The following is an 18,889-nucleotide window of genomic DNA, read 5'->3' on the forward strand; positions in this document are numbered from 1 at the left end:
ATATAAAACGTCATTTTAATCGCCCGAAGCCTTTAAAATGCCTCTTTTTTTTGATCACTTGTTGAATCCAATCAATTAGACCCCATATACTTTTCATAAGAAAAACGGATAGAGAGAAAAATATGAACTTGGAGCGTTCCGAACGTATCGAGATTCCAGTATTACCGCTGCGTGATGTTGTGGTATATCCGCATATGGTTATTCCTTTGTTTGTTGGCCGTGAAAAGTCGATCAGTTGCTTAGAATCAGCAATGGATAACAACAAGCAAGTTTTATTGGTCGCACAAAAAGAAGCGGATACCGATGAACCCGTTATCGATGATCTATTTGATATCGGTACTGTTGCGACGATTCTTCAACTGCTTAAGCTACCTGATGGCACAGTAAAAGTGCTCGTTGAAGGACAGCAGCGAGCTAAAATTCACCAATTTAAAGAAAACGAATTCTTTCTTGCGGATGCTGAGTACTTAACGACACCTGAACTTGATGAAAAAGAGCAGGAAGTGATAGTACGTAGTGCAATTAATCAGTTTGAAGGCTTTATTAAACTGAATAAAAAAATTCCACCAGAAGTGCTGACGTCATTAAATGGGATAGAAGAGGCGACACGCTTAGCCGACACTATTGCCGCGCACATGCCGTTAAAACTGACAGAAAAGCAGCAAGTCTTAGAGATTATAGATGTCAATGAACGTCTGGAATTTCTAATGGGTCAAATGGAGTCAGAAATTGACCTGCTTCAGGTAGAAAAACGAATTCGTGGCCGCGTGAAGAAGCAGATGGAGAAATCACAGCGCGAGTACTATCTGAACGAGCAAATGAAGGCGATTCAGAAAGAACTCGGCGACATGGATGATGCTCCGGATGAATTTGAAACACTTAAGAAAAAGATTGAAGAAGCTAAGATGCCAACTGAAGCCCGTGAAAAAACCGAGCAAGAGTTGCAAAAACTGAAGATGATGTCTCCAATGTCGGCAGAAGCGACAGTGGTCAGAAGTTACATCGATTGGATGGTTGGCGTTCCTTGGGCGAAACGGTCTAAGGTGAAGAGAAACCTGACTAAAGCTGAAGAAGTGCTTAATGAAGATCATTATGGTCTAGAGCGTGTAAAAGAACGTATTCTCGAGTATTTGGCGGTTCAAACTAGAATCAACAAGTTAAAAGGCCCAATCCTTTGTCTTGTGGGGCCTCCGGGCGTTGGTAAAACGTCTCTAGGTCAGTCTATTGCGTCTGCAACGGGTCGTAAGTACGTGCGTATGGCGCTCGGTGGCGTTCGTGATGAAGCGGAAATCCGAGGTCATCGCAGAACCTACATTGGTTCTCTGCCGGGTAAGATAATACAGAAGATGTCTAAAGTAGGGGTTAAGAACCCATTATTCTTGCTTGATGAAATTGACAAAATGTCTTCAGATATGCGTGGCGATCCGTCGTCAGCATTATTGGAAGTATTAGACCCAGAACAAAACAACGCCTTTAACGATCATTATTTAGAAGTAGATTATGACCTATCAGACGTGATGTTTGTTGCGACGTCGAATTCGATGGATATACCTGGACCGCTATTGGACCGTATGGAAGTGATCCGTCTTTCTGGCTATACCGAAGACGAAAAACTGAATATCGCTAAGCGTCATCTACTGGAAAAACAGATGACGCGAAATGGGCTTAAAACCAACGAAGTAACCATTGAAGATTCTGCGATCGTAGGCATTATCAGATTTTACACTCGCGAGGCTGGTGTTCGTAGTTTAGAAAGAGAAATTTCGAAGATTTGCCGTAAAGCAGTGAAGAATATCTTGTTAGATAGCTCAATAAAACAGGTCGTTGTTAATATAGATAACCTGAAAGATTACTTAGGCGTGCAGCGTTGCGATTATGGCAAAGCAGACGAAAGTAACCGTATTGGTCAAGTTACCGGTCTTGCATGGACATCAGTCGGTGGTGATCTACTTACTATCGAAACTGAGGCAATGCCAGGCAAGGGTAAGTTAACTCAAACGGGGTCTCTTGGCGAGGTAATGCAAGAATCTATACAAGCAGCGATGACCGTGGTGCGCTCTCGTGCGAGTCGGTTGGGTATTAACGAAGATTTTTATGAGAAACGTGACGTTCACGTTCACGTACCAGAAGGTGCTACACCTAAAGATGGTCCAAGTGCGGGTATCGCAATGTGTACTGCGCTTGTTTCCAGTTTAACAGGTAACCCAGTGCGCGCCGAAGTGGCGATGACAGGTGAAATTACGCTGCGTGGTGAAGTTCTTCCAATTGGTGGATTAAAGGAAAAACTTCTTGCTGCTCATCGAGGTGGAATTAAAATCGTTCTCATCCCGAAAGACAATGAACGTGATTTAGAAGAGATTCCTGACAACGTTATTGCCGATTTAGTCGTTAAGCCAGTGCAGTGGATTGATGAAGTTTTAGCCATTGCATTAGAGAAAGACCCTTCTGGTTTTACGGTTGAGTCCTCAAAATAGTGACGTGTAGCAAAAATAAGTAAAGAATTACGCTGACAAGGTATAAAAATACTTGTCAGCGTTTTTTTTGGAGGCTAACGTTACAACCTGTGACTCTAAGCTATATTCCTAAAGGCTTAGAGATAAAATTTAAAATAATCAAATGGAACGAATGTTACCTAACTAAAAATATAACTGGTAACGCATTAAGGGGAACAAAAAAGTGAACAAAACTCAATTAGTAGAAAAAATCGCGGAAAATGCAGATATTTCAAAAGCGTCAGCTGGCCGTGCATTAGATGCAGTAATTGAAGCAGTAACAGAAACACTTAAGGCTGATGAGCAAGTTGCTCTTGTTGGCTTTGGTACTTTTAGCGTTCGTACACGTGCAGCTCGCACTGGTCGTAACCCTAAAACTGGTGAAGAGATTCAAATTGCAGAAGCTAAAGTACCAGCTTTTAAAGCAGGTAAAGCTCTTAAAGAAGCTTGTAACTAAAAACGATTCGTTACTCTTTTCTATACAAGACTCTTAAATATGCGCATCTCAACACTGGTGCGCATTTCTTTTTCTGATATCATCGAACATCTCAATTTTCATACTGGGCACAGGTAATATTTCCTGCTCAATCTGCGGAGTAAAATAAGATTATGATGGAGCGATTACGCGAAGGCGTAAACAGTATCGCGGTTAAGATTATTCTTGGTCTAATTATCCTTTCTTTTGTATTTGCAGGTGTAGGTAGCTACATCGTAGGTGGTGGCAACAATGCTGCTGCTAAAGTGAATAATACAGAGATTGGTCGTGGTGCGTTTGAACAAGCCTACACAAATGAACGTAACCGTATGCAATCACAAATGGGTGATTACTTTGCTAGCTTATTAGCTGACCCAACTTACGTTCAGTCTTTCCGTAAATCAATTCTCGATCGCATGGTAAATGAGTTGCTTTTAGAACAGTATGCCGACTCTTTAGGTTTGCGTATTAGTGATAAGCAGATTCGCCAGCAGATAATTGATATGCCGGAATTCCAAAATGACGGTCAATTTGATCAAGAGGTGTACGCTGCTACGCTTCGCCGTGCTGGTTACGACGCAGATAGCTTTGCTGAGTACTTGCGCAGAGACCTGACGCGTCAACAGGTTTTGTTTGCCCTACAAGGCAGCGAGTTTTCACTTGAAAGTGAAGTCGCTACCCAGAGCCAATTATTAACTCAAACCCGAGATATTCGTTCGATTCTATTAAGTATCGAAGAATACGCTAAGGATGTTGAGTTTACGGACGAAGAGCTGCAAGCGTATTACAACGAAAATCCACGCAACTATACTCGCCCAGAGCAAGTCAAAGTTGCCTACGTTGAGTTGTCAGCACAAGAGCTTCAATCTCAGGTGACGGTATCTAAAGAACAAGCTCAAACTTACTATCAAGACAACTTAGATAAGTATTCCTCTATCGAGCAGCGTCAACTTAGCCATATTCTGGTTCAAGGTGATGACGAGGCAAAAGCTCAGGCTATTCTTGCTGAACTTAATGCGGGTGCTGATTTTGTTGAGTTAGCCAAAACCAAATCTGAAGATATTGGTAGTTCAGAAGAGGGCGGTTCACTTGGTTGGATAGAAAAAGATGTGATGGACCCTGATTTTGAAACAGCCGCGTTTGCTCTGCAAAATGTGGGTGACACAACAGGGTTAGTTAAATCGGCATTTGGCTATCATATTATCAAACTGGATGCGCTGAAAAGTGCAGAAGCAACACCATTTGCTGATGTTGAAGCCGAGATAAAAGTCGAAATTGCTGGGCAAGAAGCGGTAGAACGTTTCTATGCAATGCAAACCGAATTAGAGAAAGTCGCGTTTGAGTACCCTGATTCTTTAGACGATTCTGCTCAAGTGGTCAATCAACCAATCAAAACCACAGATTTTATTTCACGTGTAGATGCGCCAGAAATCCTGCTGACTCCTGCGGTAATGCAAGCAATTCTTAGTGCTGATGTGAAAGACGACGGACTTAATTCAGATGTTATCGAAGTCGCACCAGAACATGTGATTGTGGTTCGTGTAGAAGATACCCGAGACGAAACGGTATTACCATTTGATGAAGTGAAAGCTCAAGTCGAATCAGAGTTAGAACTCGTTAAAGGTGAACAAAAAGCGTTAGACGTTGCTAACTCGGTTATGCAAGCGTTGAAAGAGGGTGATGAATCTGTCGTTAGTTCAAATGGCCTTGAGTTTGGTGATATTGAGACAATCGATCGCCGCTCACCACTTGCACAAACGGTGTTTGCATTAACCAAGCCGGAAGATAGCAATAAGACTTACGCTCAAACGACTGACTTGGAAAGAAACATCGTTATTGTTGAACTAAGTCAAGTCAACGTAAACCAAGACGATAGTTTCAATACTCAGATCGCGGCTCAGTTAGTTCGCACTGGTTCTCAGCAAGATCTCGCCGCAGTCGTGAGTACGCTGCGTGAAGAGGCTGATATTGAGTACTACGTGGTGGATTCTCAACCGTAGTTAAATGTATTGAAATGATACAAAAACAGGCCGCTTTTGCGGCCTGTTCTATTTCTAGTTCAAAGCTAAAGACAATATACGCAGTATCTCTAATCATATGGATTCCTAACTAACCTCAAAAGGAAATTCTATGAATCCATTTACTGTTTTTATCCTCGCGATTTTAACTGCTTTATATTCGTATACGGTACCTGCTGCACCTACATCAGAACGTGATATTAAACCATCGGCGAATTCAGCAATGACAGAACATGTATTACCTATGGCAGGCGACAAATATGAAGGTATCGAAATAACGGTCAATATCAATACTGGTACCATTGAAGAGCTGTCTACACTTTTACTCGGAGTTGGAGAAAAGAAAGCACAGCTGATTATTGATTACAGGGATGAGCATGGACCATTTCAATCGGCGGAAGATTTGATGCAAGTGAAAGGGATCGGACCTTCTACGATAGAGAAAAACAGCAAGAGAATAAGGCTGTAGCAGTCAGAAATACGCCATTTATTTTAATAGGTGGCATCCGACGGTTCAAGATATTCTTGTACGCTTGACAATGGGCTTTTCTGCCCATTGATTTCTGTACTATTACATCCATGCCATTTATGTTCGCTGCATCGAACACATTTCGTCTGATCAGTTATGTAGTGGTATGGGTAGTAAACCTAACCAATACGTAAAGCACAACAGCTAGAGACAAACCAGTTATACCGCCTATCAAATGTGCCTCAATGGCAACCTCAGCTGAGATTAGCTTGGCAGTGCCTATTGACGCGCCGTAGAGCTGTTCATGAGCTATCTTTATAATTACACCAACAACGAGCAACCAACTGGATCTACGACCATATAGTGCTTCTGAGAGCGCGTAAAAGGCGAATAAACCGTGTAATACGCCTGATAGACCCGCATAAGAATGTAAAGTCGAAAAAAGTAAGCCGAGCCCGACAGAAGTTGATAAAAATAGAAGTACACCAAGTAAACTTTTAGCGGAGGGTTTAAACAGATAAGCAATCACCCACATCGCCGCTATATTCATAGAGAAGTGTATGGTGTTGGTGTGAGTGAAGTTTCCTGATAGGATCCGCCACCACTGCCCGTTCTGAATCAGTTCGTGATGCCATACGACGAGATTCTGCAAATAAGGCAACTGAAATAGAGCACTTATAACGGTAACCAAAATAAGAAAGTAGGATAATTTCAATCAATGTCTCGATATTGCTTAAAATGTGGTAAAGCGAAAAAGGCTTGTATCTGTTCTTGGATTAAAACCATAAACACGAATATTGAGCTTATCATCCTTCAACACCCTACTGAAGTTAATCGGGCAAAAGGCACCGCAAAAATCTTGAGCCTGTCGCTTGCCAATAGCCATTGCTTTGTTGGAGAAGACTTTTCACAACATAATGAGCTTAACAACCTGTTAGCAGAAAATCAGGCCAGTACGTTTGTGCTTTTTCCCTCTGAACATTCAGAAATAGTATCGCCAAAGTTGACTGAAAATAGGCGTTTGGACAATAAGATCAGAATTATTCTGTTGGACGGTACGTGGAAAAAGGCATTTAAGGTCTACCAACTCTCGGAAAATCTACACGCGCTACCTTGTCTGCGCTTGCCGCAAAGCATGAATGGTAACTATAAAATCAGAAAAGCACCGAAGAAAAACAGCCTCTCTACCGTCGAAGCTGGATATCAAGCGCTTAAAATCTTACAACCAGATCACGATTTCGAACCGTTGATCGTTGCCTTTAATGCTATGGTCGAATTCTATATTCAACAGCTTCCAGAAGGGGTCTATCAGCAAAACTATACCTGTGATGATTCGCCACTTTCTTAGGCCACAATTAGCTATTAGCAGAAAACAGTTGTTGATGAAGCTTCTGAGCATACCCGTCCGTCATTGCTGCGATGTAGTCAGAAATAACTCTCATACCTGAACCATTTACAGTGTCGGCATGTTGCCATTTTTTTCGAGTCGCTTCCGGTAATAACCTTTCAGGGTCAGCACTCAGCGCTTCAAATAGATCCATAATAATCTGTTGGCCTTTGTACTCAATAATCTGCACGTCAGGTATCTGGATAACGAATTCACTGACAAAGCTTTTGAATACCTCAAGTGCGGTGGCAAGATGCGGCTCTAGGTAAGCGTTATGGCTAAGCAGTTCATTATGAAAGTGCGTGTTGGGTACCGCTTCAACTTGGGCGCTGGTTAGTAACGTATTGACGATGCCGCCAATAGCATCTTTGCGTAGATAGTGCTCCCCAGAAAACAGCATATCGCTGATATCATTAATGTTTTCTTCAAACCACGGATCGCCGCATTCTGCCAACTGGCTAGCCGCTGATTCCTGCCACTGTTGACGATTGACCATCCCTAAAACAATGGCATCTTCTAAATCATGTACACCATAAGCGATATCATCGGCAATCTCCATAATAGAGCAATCTAATGATTTGAAACGCGTTTTATTGTGTTTATCAGGCGCAATAACCGGTTCACGCAGAGATGAAAAAAGGGCCTTATCACTTGTGGATAATGGTTCTAAAACCCAATCGAAATCGGGCTCATCACAGTTATAGATTCCTTTTGCGGGGCTCCAATCTTTCGCTTTAAGCCTACGCTGATGAGAAACAGCCTCCGGGAGAACTTCACAACGTACTTTACTTAATAATACGGGATATTTCATAAGTCCTAGCAGAGTACGTCTCGATAAGTTCATGCCATGGGACTTTGTATAAGGTTCTAGTTGGCTGACGATACGAAAGGTCTGAGCGTTGCCTTCAAATCCCCCGTGTTCTCTCATTGCATAGTTGAGTGCAACTTCACCACCGTGGCCAAAGGGTGGGTGACCGATATCATGGGCCAAACAGAGTGATTCAATCAAACTTGCAGAGGGCAATATAGGTAAAAGTTCAGGCTGTTTATTTTCAATTTGGGCTAGAATTCCAGAACCAATTTGAGCGGCTTCTAATGAGTGAGTTAGTCGAGTACGGTGAAAGTCGTTGGCGCCAGTGCCGTGAACTTGTGTTTTGGCTTGTAAGCGACGAAATGCAGCCGAGTGCAAGATTCTTGCTCGGTCTCGTTGAAACGGATCACGATGATCGTTTCGCCTTAGTTTATGCTCGATGTTTATACGTTGTTGCCAAAGTACATGCTGCTTGTCATCCATAATCACTCCATGCAAAACCCCATTGGTATTTTAATAATGCGCTGAAATAATGAGCGAGTCTAGGGAGTGTGATAACTATTTGAAGTGATTCGAATAAATGAGCTAATTCTGACGGTTCAGGAGGGCGAGGTGTGACTACCCTTATTCTTCCCAAAGAGGGAAGAATAAAAGGAAATAATAGCGAGTGCTATTTAGTCGTTATTTGAAGATATAGCTGTTAACAACGTTTTCTAGGTGTTCTTGGCGACCAGACTCCTTCGTTGGAGAAATATCGTTATCAACGGCAAACTGTGCTAATGCTTCTAGCGATAGATCACCACCAAGTATCTTCTTACCTAGGTTGTCATTCCAACCAGCATAACGTTTAGCGATATTTTCGGACAGAACATCATTCTCTATCATAGCCGCGGCTTTCTCTAGTGAAAGCGCCATCGTATCCATGCCACCAATGTGACCGTGGAACAAATCTTCACCGTCTATTGATGGGCGACGTACGTGAGCATCAAAGTTCAAGCCACCTGTTGTGAATCCGCCAGCCTTAAGGATTTCATACACAATTAAGGTGTTTTCTTCCACGCTATTTGGGAATTGATCTGTATCCCAACCTAGTTGCGGATCACCTCGGTTTGCATCAATAGAACCGAAAAGTCCAAGAGAGGTTGCGGTTGCTACTTCATGCTGGAAACTATGTCCTGCTAAGGTCGCGTGGTTTGCCTCAATGTTCATTTTGACTTCGTTCTCTAAACCAAACTGCTTTAAGAAGCCGTAGACGGTTGCCGTATCGTAGTCATACTGATGTTTCGTTGGTTCTTGAGGTTTAGGCTCAATTAGAATGGTGCCGTTAAAGCCTATTTTATGTTTGTGCTCAACGACCATTTGCATTAGACGACCGAGTTGCTTACGTTCTTGACGAAGGTCGGTGTTTAATAACGTTTCATAGCCTTCTCGGCCACCCCAAAGGACATAATTCTCACCACCCAGTCGCTTGGTTGCGGCCATAGCATTGAATATTTGAGTCGCAGCATAGGCGAAGACTTTAGGATCGGGGTTTGAACCTGCTCCTGCCATATAGCGCGGATTAGAGAAGGCGTTCGCCGTACCCCATAGTAGTTTTAGGCCAGTCTCAGACTGTTTTTGTTCTAGTATGTCGACCATTTGCGCGAAATTGTTTACATACTCCTTGATTGAATTACCTTCAGGTGCAACGTCAGTATCGTGGAAACAGTAATACGGCACATCTAGTTTTGAGAAAAATTCGAACGCGGCATCCGCTTTCATTCTTGCCATTTCTAGCGCGTCGCCACTTTTTAACCATGGACGATCAAATGTGCCAGCGCCAAAAACGTCAGACCCTGGCCAGCAGAAGTTATGCCAATAACATGCGGCAAAGCGTAAGTGATCTTTCATGGACTTACCGAGAATCATCTTATCTTTGTCATAATGGCGGAAAGCGAGAGGATTCGATGTTTCGTTTCCTTCGAATTTAATTGTACTTACATTTTTAAAGAATTCAGTCATAGCTTTTATTTCCAATATAATAGTGAACCATGTTCGCGATTAATCATTGGCTTTTTACTGAATTCATTCAATTATGATATTTGATAGTAAAATTCAGCTATTTGTTTTGTGTGGGCTACCTCTCAAAATATTTGCCATATTTATCGATTAATTTAATAAGAATGCTCATATTCTATTGACATAGAGAAACTGAAAATATCGGTTGGTCGCTATCAATTCAAACCTCATCACATAAGCAAAGTATTATAAAATGCGTATAAATAGATAAAGGAATCGGATTTTAAGTTGATAAATTGTGGGTTGATATTTTGAATTAAGATAATTTGAGTTAACGATTGAGAAACTTTCGTCAGAAATATTTTTTAATGCAACGGTTTGTATAGGTAGTATTAGCACTATTTTGACAAGGATTAGAGTATGCTGTGTAAAAATGAAATAAGGTAAACGAATAATGAATATTGCAAATTTTTAGAAGTGTGACCTCTAAGACAGTAAAAATATATAAGACGAAGCCGTAAAAGTAATAATGTTAAAAAAAACGTACCAATAACGGTGAAAGGTCGTGTATACGACGTTAATAGGTACAATCTAACGTGTTTATTACATGTTTTAATTAAATAGAAGTGTGATTCTCATTTATCAATATTATATTTAGTCCGTTTTTTTAAGCTGGATCACAATAGATTAACAAAACCAAAAAACATAAAAACAAAAAGAAATCTGCCAAAAGAAGTCCAGAACGAGTTGTTCTAAAGTCTAGTTAAATTCACCAGTACTTGTGGATTTTACCTACATCTAACGTGATACAAAGGACAGTAGAATGAAAAAGATAATAACCCTTATATGCGCAGTGTTAATAACAATAAGCGCGCCAGTATTCGCAAAATCCGTAAAAATCGGTATGGTTATCGATGACTTACGTTTGGAGCGTTGGCAGAAAGATAGAGATATTTTTGTCGAGACAGCCGAAAAACTAGGTGCCAAAATTTATGTTCAATCCGCAAATGGTAATGAGCAAACTCAGATTTCACAGATAGAGAATATGATTTCTCGCGGTGTTGATGTGCTTGTTATTATTCCAACCAATGGTGAAGTACTTTCAAACGTTATTAAAGAAGCGAAACGAGATGGTATTAAAGTGCTGGCATATGATCGCCTAATTAGTAACGCTGATATCGATTTCTACTTGTCATTTGATAACGAAAAAGTAGGTGAAATGCAGGCTAAAGCACTAATAGCGGCTAAACCAACGGGTCGTTATTTCCTAATGGGTGGCGCGCCAACAGATAATAACGCGAAGTTATTCCGTAAAGGTCAGATGAATATTCTTCAACCTAGCATTGATTCAGGCGATATCAAGGTTGTTGGTGACCAGTGGGTTGACTTCTGGCTAGCTGAGAACGCGTTGAAAATAATGGAAAATGCTTTAACAGCAAATGATAATAATATTGACGTGGTTGTGGCTTCTAATGACTCAACAGCGGGTGGCGCGATTCAAGCACTAGATGCACAGGGCCTTGCAGGAAAAGTACTTATTTCTGGTCAAGATGCTGATTTAGCCGCCGTTCGTCGTATTGCAAACGGTACGCAAACAATGACGGTTTACAAACCTATCGTCGCGTTAGCTCAACGTGCGGCAGAAATAGCGGTTGTTCTGGCTAATGACGATGCGCCTCGTATGAATTCTAAATTAAACAATGGAATGAAAGATGTAGACGCATGGTTATTAGACCCTATTGCCGTTGATGCAAAAAACCTCAAGCAAACAGTTATTGCCGATGGTTTCCACGCAGAAAAAGATGTTTATCAATAATCGACTTAGGCGCTAAGGGTTATCTTAGCGCTTCTTCCATTAGGAGTGATTTGTATGTCTTCTCCATTACTAGAGATGCACAATATCGTAAAATGCTTTGGCCCTGTTAAGGCGTTAGACGGGGTAAGCATTCGCTTAGAAAAGGGTCAAATTTTATCCCTGTGTGGTGAGAATGGATCTGGAAAGTCGACATTGATGAAGGTGCTTTGTGGTATCTACCCTCATGGTGATTACCAAGGTGAAATTATTTATCAAGGCGAAAAATTAGAACCCAAAAATATTTCAGATACCGAAGACTTAGGTATCGCAATAATCCACCAAGAACTAACCATGGTTAAAGAGCTAAGCATTTTAGAAAACCTCTTTTTAGGTTCTGAGCTTTGTAAGTATGGTGTGATGGATTATGAACTTATGCATTTTGAAGCAGAAACTTTGCTAGAGAAAGTAAAGTTGTCTGTTTCGCCAGAAACAAAAGTGGGCGACTTAGGGGTAGGGCAGCAACAGTTGGTTGAGATTGCTAAGGCCATGTCTAAAAACGCTAAATTACTTGTGCTTGATGAACCAACAGCACCACTGACCGAATCTGAAACTGAGATCTTATTGGACTTGGTTAAAGACCTACGCGATTCCGGTGTAAGTTGCATCTACATATCCCACAAGCTTGGCGAAGTAAAAGCGATATCCGATCACATCTGTGTGATTCGTGATGGGACGCATATAGGTACACGAGAAGCGAGTAATATGACCACCGACGATATCATCACTATGATGGTGGGACGTGAAATGAAGCAGTTGTTCCCAAGAGAAGAGCATGACATTGGTGAGGTGGTTCTCGAGGTCAAGAATGTGAAAGCGTGGGATAAAGCGAACTCCAGCATCCCTAAAGTACGCGACGCCAGTTTTAATTTAAGAAAAGGCGAGATACTGGGCGTTTCTGGCTTGGTCGGCGCGGGTCGAACCGAATTGATGGAATGCCTATACGGTTGTTATTTAGGTAAGCATGAGGGGCAGTTCTTTCTCAATGGAGAGCGACTTAAAACATCGACCAGTCGTGACGCCCTGGAGGCCGGAATTGCAATGGTACCAGAGGATCGAAAACGTAACGGTATCATTCCTATTATGAGTGTAGGCCAGAACATATCATTGGCTGCCATCGATCAGTTTAGCGTCGGAGGGATTGTTAATGACACCTTAGAGGCGATTGCAATCGAAGAGGCCGTTATAAAACTGACGGTTAAGACACCGAATACCAATTCGGCCATAAAAAACCTTTCAGGCGGTAATCAACAAAAGGCTATTTTAGCGCGATTTTTGATGGTTAACCCGAGCGTTCTCATTCTTGATGAACCTACCCGTGGCATCGATGTTGGCGCGAAATATGAGATTTATAAACTGATGTTTAAATTGGTCAAGAGCGGCATTAGTATCATTATGGTTTCTTCTGAACTGCCTGAAGTATTGGGCATAAGTGATCGAGTTCTTGTTATGCATGAAGGTGTTATCAAGGGTGATTTGGTCAATGAAAATTTAACTCAAGAAATTATTATGGATTGTGCTTTATCCGAAGGAGTAGCAGCATGATTGAGCAATCTAGTGAACTGAAAAAAGAGAACGGTATGAGTGTAATAGCGAAACTTAAGACCATGAATATACAGCTAATCGTCATGATTGCGGCTATTGTGTTTATTATGTTGTTCTTTAGTGTGATGACGGAATGGAGTTATCTGACCCCACGTAATATATCTAACCTTTTTAGACAAACTGCCATTACAGGCATCCTTGCCATTGGTATGGTGTTCGTTATTATCAGTGGTGAAATAGACCTTTCTGTTGGCTCCATGATGGGGTTGTTGGGCGGCGTTGCCGCTATTCTAGATGTTTGGTTTGGACTGCCGTTACCGGTTACCATTGTGATTACGCTTGTTGCCGGATTTACATTGGGCGTGTGGAATGGTTGGTGGGTTGCTTACAGAAAAGTGCCTTCGTTTATCGTTACTTTAGCTGGGATGCTAGCGTTCCGAGGTATCTTGATTGGTATTACCGATGGTACAACCGTCGCACCAACCTCTGATGCTATGTCTATTATCGGTCAGAGTTATCTACCGAATATGGTTAGTTTAGTCATTGGTATTGGCTGTTTATCTGCGTATTTTGCTTGGCAAAAAAAGCACAATGGAATGCGTAAGAAGTACAACCTGACGGTTGCGAGTACGCAATCTACGGTAACAAAAAGTGCGCTAATTGGTATTGCAGTGCTTACGATTATCTTCTTATTGAATGATTACCGTGGTGTACCAACACCAGTATTAATGCTGACCTTTTTCTTAATTGTTGGGACTTTCATCGCAACGAAATCTCGGTTCGGTCGTCGTATCTATGCGATCGGCGGCAATATTGATGCGAGTCGTTTATCCGGTATCAACGTTGAGAAAACGAAATTATCTGTATACGCAATGAATGGTCTTCTGGTTGCGGTTGCTGCCTTGATCTTGAGTTCTCGATTGGGTGCTGGTTCGCCATCTGCTGGGAACATTGCTGAACTAGATGCGATTGCTGCTTGCGTTATCGGTGGTACTAGCATGGCGGGTGGTGTCGGTACGGTTATTGGTGCGGTCATTGGTGCCTTCATTATGGCATCACTTGATAACGGTATGAGTATGATGGATGTCCCGACTTTTTGGCAGTATATCGTTAAAGGCGGAATCTTATTACTTGCGGTTTGGATGGACAGTGCCACTAAGCAAAAACGTTAATAATCTATAATGAAAGAGTGAACGACCCTTAACTCTTTTTACCGCTTCTCCATCCAATTTCTTTTCTTTGGGTGGGTAGGCGGTTTATTCCATACGATATTCTTGTAACAAGTAGATTCTTTCTCTCTTCTTCCCTTCTGATATTGAGTATGCAGTCAATCAAACACGTCTTATTACCTAAGCATTTTTAAATCTTACCTTATCATTATGTATGACAATTTATTGGGTTTTTGGAAGAAAAGCACAGAAGGCATGGGTATGTAATAAACTACTTTTTGTGGATTTATTGTATGCTTAGACTGTTTAGTTTTGTACTTACTCCGTTATTATTAGCGCGCAGTACATTTTTAATATTTGATCTTGGTGCTAATTCCTATTTTTGGTGTGTGATCAATAAGACATAATTCGGCATTTATGTTTTTCATTATAGTTTAATTATCTATTATTGTATGACAATTAATAAATGAGAATATGAAATGAATAAAATACTTGTTGCTGCTGGTTCAATTTTATTAGTTCTACCGACACTAGCCCTAGCTGATGTTGTGAATAATGGAGTGTTATCTCCAGTCCCAGCAGACAAATTTGATATGCGTAATTGGAAAATTACTATCCCTTCAGATATCAACCAAGATGGCAGAGTCGATGAGATTGAAGGCGTTGCTATGATGAGCTACTCGCATTCAGATTTTTTCTTCTTAGACAAAGAAGGAAATCTTGTGTTTGAAGTGCACAACAAAGCTGTTACAACCAAAAGTTCGAAGAATGCTCGCTCTGAACTACGCCAAATGCCTCGAGGGGCAAAGTCTCATATAAATACTGCTGATAAGCTTAATCAATGGGCACTTTCAAGTCATGTTGATTCGGAAAGCTACAGCGCTGTCGGTGGTACTTTAGAAGCAACGCTAAAAGTTAACCACGTATCTGAGCACGCGAAACATTCAGAGAGACCTCCTGCGCACTCTGTTGTTGTTGGTCAAATCCATGCTAAAAAGCACGACGAACAAATTAAGGCTAAAACTGGGTTTGGTCACGGTAACGAACCACTGAAGATCTTCTTTAAAAAGTTCCCTGAACAAAGTTATGGTTCGGTTTTTTGGAACTATGAGCGCAATCTGGCGAAGAATGATCCTAATCGCAAAGATATTTCGTATCCAGTATGGGGTAATACTTGGGAAAACCAAGAAGCACCAGGTGAAGCGGGTATCGCTTTAGGTGAAGAGTTCAGCTACAAAGTAGAAGTTAAAGGTACGATTATGCACCTGACCTTTGAAACTGCACGTCACAAAACAGTAACCTACGATATTGATTTGAGCAAAGGCATTGATGATCAAGACTATGCTCTCGGCTATGCACAAGATGACTTCTATTACAAAGCTGGTGCTTATGGTCAGTGTAGCGTAAGCGATAAACATTCAATATGGGGGACGGGTTGTGCTGGTACTGGTGATTTTTCTGTCGACAAAAAAAAGGGTGACTACAACAGCGTCACCTTTTCAAAACTAACACTCAACGGGAAATAGAAGCAGATTCATTTAAATAATGATATGAATCAATGACACTGAGTCAAGGATACACACTCTCCAGAGTGTGTATCCTTGTTGTTTCTTATTACTTTCCCGTTAACGCATTATCCCGAAATTCTTTTGGCGTCTTTTCTAGATTCTTTTTAAATACGGTATACATGTATTGTAAAGATGGGTAACCAGATAACTCTGAGATCTCCAGTATCGGGAGAGTGGTCTCTGCCAATAAGTTGCAGGCTCTCTTCAGTTTTGAATTATGAATCTCTTGATGAATGGAGTGACCTCGCTCTTCTCTAAACCTCGCTTCCATATTAGAGCGCGAAATACCCACACAACCGAGTACTTGGTCAACCTTAATACCTTTGCAGGCATTGTGACGAATATAGTGCATAGCCTGAATGACATATGGGTCTTTTAGTGCTTGAAAGTCAGTGCTTTGTCTTTCGAATACCTTGGTCGGTGGAATCAAAACTCGTGCATGTTTAAGAACTTGATTGATTGGTTTTTCTTTATCTTTTGCCAATAACAGTTTATGCAGTATCTTCGCTGAACGATAGCCCATCTCTTTGCATCCTTGACCGACGGAGCTTAGGGATACTCTTGTTAAATAGCGGGCCAACTCTTCATTGTCTATGCCTATCACGGAGACTTTATCCGGGACCATAATGTTCAATTGTTCGCATACTTGTAATAGATGGCGAGCGCGAGAATCGGTAACGGCAATGATACCTGTTGGGGTAGGTAATCTTTGTAACCAATCTGCGAGGCGGTTCATATCATATTGCCAAGTCTCTGGTGAGGTTTCATTTCCACGATATATTGATCCGCTATAACCCTCTCTTTCTACGATTTTTTTAAACGATAATTCACGCTCTTGGGCCCACCGTTTTCCTGAATTTGTAGGAATGCCATATAAAGCAAAGTTCTCTAACCCTTTTTCACGCAGGTGCTGAAACGCCAACTCTACAAGCGCATTGTTGTCGGTGGCCACATAAGGGATATCGGGATATTGGGATGGTTCAGTATAGGAACCGCCTACGCCAACAACCGGAATATCGGTACCTTTGAGCCTATCCACTACATCAGGATTATCAAAATCTGCAATAATTCCGTCGCCTCTCCATGCTTCAAAGTTATCGAGATGGGTGACGAAATCTTCTTCAAGAAAGATGTCCCATTCGCACTGTGAGGCTTGCAGGTATTCTCCAATGCCTTCAATGACCTGACGATCGTAAACTTTATTGGCATTAAAAAGCAGTGTAATTCTAAAGCGCTTATCCATAAGTTATCTTTACCGTTATTGAAAACGATGATGAGTGTAACAAGCAAATTCTCATTAGCGTGTGATCTACAACTCACTCGTTAAATCAGAGAACATAACTAATAAAAAACGTAATTGAGGGAACCTCGCTTCAAGAACATGATGAGTGCAGGAAAAACGCTATTTTAAACAAAAATCTACGCGAATAATCACAACGGTGAAGACGGCTATATCGAGTGAACGTAAACAGAGGCAGAACATATGTATATTGGAATTGATTTGGGTACATCTGGAGTTAAAGTTATTCTCCTTGACGACAATGACGTCATTATTGCATCACAAACAGAAGCGCTGACCGTTTCTCGGCCTAAAGAACTATGGTCAGAACAAAATGCTCAGGATTGGTGGGATGCAACCAATACTGCCATCTTAAAGATGCAGCAGCAGACTGATCTCACTAAAGTCAAAGCCATTGGGTTATCAGGGCAAATGCACGGTGCAACCTTGCTTGATAAAGAGGGTGAGTTGTTAAGGCCTGCCATTTTATGGAACGATGGTCGTTGTTTTGAGGAGTGTTTGCAGCTTGAAACATTGGTGCCAAATAGTCGCGACATTACCGGAAATATTATGATGCCAGGGTTCACGGCACCTAAATTGAAGTGGGTAGCAAATTATGAACCTGAAATATTTAGCAAAATAGATAAAGTGTTGTTACCCAAAGATTATCTACGTTACAAGATGTCTGGTGATTTTGCTTCAGATATGTCGGATTCGGCTGGCACAATGTGGCTAGACGTTGCTCATCGTGATTGGTGCGATGAGTTACTTGAGGCGACAGGTCTTACTAGAGAGCATATGCCCACATTGTATGAAGGTTGCGAAGTGACGGGTGTGTTGTCAAACGAGTTGGCACAGCGTTGGAATATGCCCCGCGTTCCTATCGTTGCAGGTGCAGGAGACAATGCAGCAGGTGCTGTTGGAGTAGGGATTATTGAACCGGGTCAAGCGATGTTGTCGTTAGGGACATCCGGTGTCTATTTTGCTGTTAGCGATGGATTTTTATCTAACCCCGAATCCGCATTACACAGTTTCTGCCATGCGTTGCCTAATACTTGGCATTCTATGTCGGTCATTTTAAGTGCCGCTTCGTGTTTAGATTGGGTTGCGAAACTAACAGGACAAGCGGACATTGGCGTTATGTTAGAAGACGTGCAAGCTAATGCGGACGTAGACTCTAAGGTTATTTTTTTACCTTATTTATCTGGTGAACGAACGCCTCATAATGATCCAAATGCCAAAGGAGTCTTCTTCGGCATGACGCATTCAACCACTAAATCAGAGCTTGCGCTTGCCGTTCTGGAAGGGGTAGGGTTTGCCTTCAAAGATGGGTTGGATGCACTTCATGCAACTGATTTGATACCGGAAGAAATTTCTCTTATTGGTGGTGGTGCGAGAAGTGCTTATTGGCGTCAAATGCTTGCAGATATTTTTGGGATGAGATTGGTTTATCGTTCTGGTGGTGAGGTGGGACCTGCACTTGGTGCGGCGCGTTTAGCGCATTTAGGCACGGCAAAGAACGCCCACATAACCGATGTTTGTCCCGTGCCAGAGCTGGTACAGGTTCACGAACCTGATTTAGAAAAACATAATCTTTATGATAAAAGGCGAGAAACGTATAAAGAACTATATCAGCAATTGAAAACGCTTTTTTAAGGTTGTATTTCCGAATGTTCTGTTTTGCTCTCCATGAGAGAGAGAGGGGGAAATCTATCGATTAAATGCCATTCTGGATGGTGTTTTAAATACTATTCAACTATATGAAATTGAAGAACTTATCAGAATAGTGTTTTTTAAAATAAATGTTTAAAAACATGAAAGGCATC

14 protein-coding genes are annotated in these 18,889 nt (G+C 41.6%); 10 read left to right on the forward strand and 4 right to left on the reverse strand.

Features of this window, described 5'->3' with window-relative positions; genetic code table 11:
- Window positions 1–122 precede the first annotated feature (122 nt).
- From lon to L3V77_RS04495, 4 genes are all read left to right on the forward strand, one after another.
- A complete protein-coding gene (gene lon / locus L3V77_RS04480; protein WP_275135912.1) occupies window positions 123–2,474 on the forward strand; it encodes an endopeptidase La in 2,352 nt (783 codons plus the stop codon).
- A gap of 202 nt (window positions 2,475–2,676) precedes the next feature.
- On the forward strand, window positions 2,677–2,949 hold the full coding sequence (locus L3V77_RS04485) for an HU family DNA-binding protein (protein WP_195702609.1): 273 nt from the start codon (window positions 2,677–2,679) through the stop codon (window positions 2,947–2,949).
- Window positions 2,950–3,101: 152 nt separating this feature from the next.
- Window positions 3,102–4,967 (forward strand): peptidylprolyl isomerase, encoded by a 1,866-nt coding sequence (gene ppiD, locus L3V77_RS04490; RefSeq protein WP_275135913.1) that lies wholly within the window; start codon window positions 3,102–3,104, stop codon window positions 4,965–4,967.
- 241 nt (window positions 4,968–5,208) lie between these two features.
- Window positions 5,209–5,454, forward strand: coding sequence for a ComEA family DNA-binding protein (locus L3V77_RS04495; RefSeq protein WP_275136692.1), 246 nt, complete (start codon window positions 5,209–5,211; stop codon window positions 5,452–5,454).
- 154 nt (window positions 5,455–5,608) lie between these two features.
- Here L3V77_RS04495 and rrtA read toward each other — a convergent pair whose 3' ends face one another.
- Complete coding sequence (gene rrtA, locus L3V77_RS04500) at window positions 5,609–6,169, reverse strand: rhombosortase (RefSeq protein ID WP_275135914.1); 561 nt, start codon at window positions 6,167–6,169, stop codon at window positions 5,609–5,611.
- A 3-nt stretch (window positions 6,170–6,172) separates the two neighbouring features.
- Here rrtA and L3V77_RS04505 point away from each other — a divergent pair, with 3 nt between their 5' ends.
- Window positions 6,173–6,802 (forward strand): tRNA-uridine aminocarboxypropyltransferase, encoded by a 630-nt coding sequence (locus tag L3V77_RS04505; RefSeq protein WP_275135915.1) that lies wholly within the window; start codon window positions 6,173–6,175, stop codon window positions 6,800–6,802.
- A 7-nt stretch (window positions 6,803–6,809) separates the two neighbouring features.
- Here L3V77_RS04505 and L3V77_RS04510 read toward each other — a convergent pair whose 3' ends face one another.
- The gene (locus tag L3V77_RS04510) at window positions 6,810–8,135 is read right to left on the reverse strand and encodes an anti-phage deoxyguanosine triphosphatase (protein WP_275135916.1); all 1,326 of its coding nucleotides are present in this window, start codon (window positions 8,133–8,135) and stop codon (window positions 6,810–6,812) included.
- 198 nt (window positions 8,136–8,333) lie between these two features.
- Window positions 8,334–9,653 (reverse strand): xylose isomerase, encoded by a 1,320-nt coding sequence (xylA, locus tag L3V77_RS04515; protein WP_275135917.1) that lies wholly within the window; start codon window positions 9,651–9,653, stop codon window positions 8,334–8,336.
- Window positions 9,654–10,473: 820 nt separating this feature from the next.
- On the opposite strand from xylA, the gene xylF reads away from it, so the two are divergent.
- From xylF to L3V77_RS04535, 4 genes are all read left to right on the forward strand, one after another.
- Window positions 10,474–11,466: a D-xylose ABC transporter substrate-binding protein gene (xylF, locus tag L3V77_RS04520; protein WP_275135918.1), complete on the forward strand. Its 993-nt coding sequence runs from the start codon at window positions 10,474–10,476 to the stop codon at window positions 11,464–11,466.
- 54 nt (window positions 11,467–11,520) lie between these two features.
- Entirely contained in the window at window positions 11,521–13,047 is a 1,527-nt protein-coding gene (locus L3V77_RS04525; RefSeq protein ID WP_275135919.1) for a xylose ABC transporter ATP-binding protein, read from the forward strand.
- Entirely contained in the window at window positions 13,044–14,219 is a 1,176-nt protein-coding gene (locus tag L3V77_RS04530) for a sugar ABC transporter permease (protein WP_275135920.1), read from the forward strand. The genes L3V77_RS04525 and L3V77_RS04530 overlap by 4 nt, the downstream gene beginning before the upstream one ends.
- Window positions 14,220–14,695: 476 nt before the next feature.
- Entirely contained in the window at window positions 14,696–15,742 is a 1,047-nt protein-coding gene (locus tag L3V77_RS04535; protein ID WP_275135921.1) for a polysaccharide lyase family 7 protein, read from the forward strand.
- A gap of 88 nt (window positions 15,743–15,830) precedes the next feature.
- Here the strand turns inward: L3V77_RS04535 and L3V77_RS04540 are convergent, their stop codons facing one another.
- Window positions 15,831–17,027: a DNA-binding transcriptional regulator gene (locus L3V77_RS04540; protein ID WP_275135922.1), complete on the reverse strand. Its 1,197-nt coding sequence runs from the start codon at window positions 17,025–17,027 to the stop codon at window positions 15,831–15,833.
- A 240-nt stretch (window positions 17,028–17,267) separates the two neighbouring features.
- On the opposite strand from L3V77_RS04540, the gene xylB reads away from it, so the two are divergent.
- Window positions 17,268–18,719 (forward strand): xylulokinase, encoded by a 1,452-nt coding sequence (gene xylB, locus L3V77_RS04545; protein WP_275135923.1) that lies wholly within the window; start codon window positions 17,268–17,270, stop codon window positions 18,717–18,719.
- Window positions 18,720–18,889: the final 170 nt, after the last annotated feature.

It is taken from the genome of Vibrio sp. DW001 (assembly GCF_029016285.1).
Lineage (GTDB): Bacteria > Pseudomonadota > Gammaproteobacteria > Enterobacterales > Vibrionaceae > Vibrio.

What these genes read in the sequence shown, in the direction of transcription:
- lon (WP_275135912.1), top strand. Translation starts at nt 123, where the DNA reads ATGAACTTGGAGCGTTCCGAACGTATCGAGATTCCAGTATTACCGCTG.
- ppiD (WP_275135913.1), top strand. Translation starts at nt 3,102, where the DNA reads ATGATGGAGCGATTACGCGAAGGCGTAAACAGTATCGCGGTTAAGATT.
- L3V77_RS04495 (WP_275136692.1), top strand. Translation starts at nt 5,209, where the DNA reads ATGACAGAACATGTATTACCTATGGCAGGCGACAAATATGAAGGTATC.
- L3V77_RS04505 (WP_275135915.1), top strand. Translation starts at nt 6,173, where the DNA reads ATGTCTCGATATTGCTTAAAATGTGGTAAAGCGAAAAAGGCTTGTATC.
- L3V77_RS04510 (WP_275135916.1), bottom strand. Translation starts at nt 8,135, where the DNA reads ATGGATGACAAGCAGCATGTACTTTGGCAACAACGTATAAACATCGAG.
- xylA (WP_275135917.1), bottom strand. Translation starts at nt 9,653, where the DNA reads ATGACTGAATTCTTTAAAAATGTAAGTACAATTAAATTCGAAGGAAAC.
- xylF (WP_275135918.1), top strand. Translation starts at nt 10,474, where the DNA reads ATGAAAAAGATAATAACCCTTATATGCGCAGTGTTAATAACAATAAGC.
- L3V77_RS04525 (WP_275135919.1), top strand. Translation starts at nt 11,521, where the DNA reads ATGTCTTCTCCATTACTAGAGATGCACAATATCGTAAAATGCTTTGGC.
- L3V77_RS04530 (WP_275135920.1), top strand. Translation starts at nt 13,044, where the DNA reads ATGATTGAGCAATCTAGTGAACTGAAAAAAGAGAACGGTATGAGTGTA.
- L3V77_RS04535 (WP_275135921.1), top strand. Translation starts at nt 14,696, where the DNA reads ATGAATAAAATACTTGTTGCTGCTGGTTCAATTTTATTAGTTCTACCG.
- L3V77_RS04540 (WP_275135922.1), bottom strand. Translation starts at nt 17,027, where the DNA reads ATGGATAAGCGCTTTAGAATTACACTGCTTTTTAATGCCAATAAAGTT.
- xylB (WP_275135923.1), top strand. Translation starts at nt 17,268, where the DNA reads ATGTATATTGGAATTGATTTGGGTACATCTGGAGTTAAAGTTATTCTC.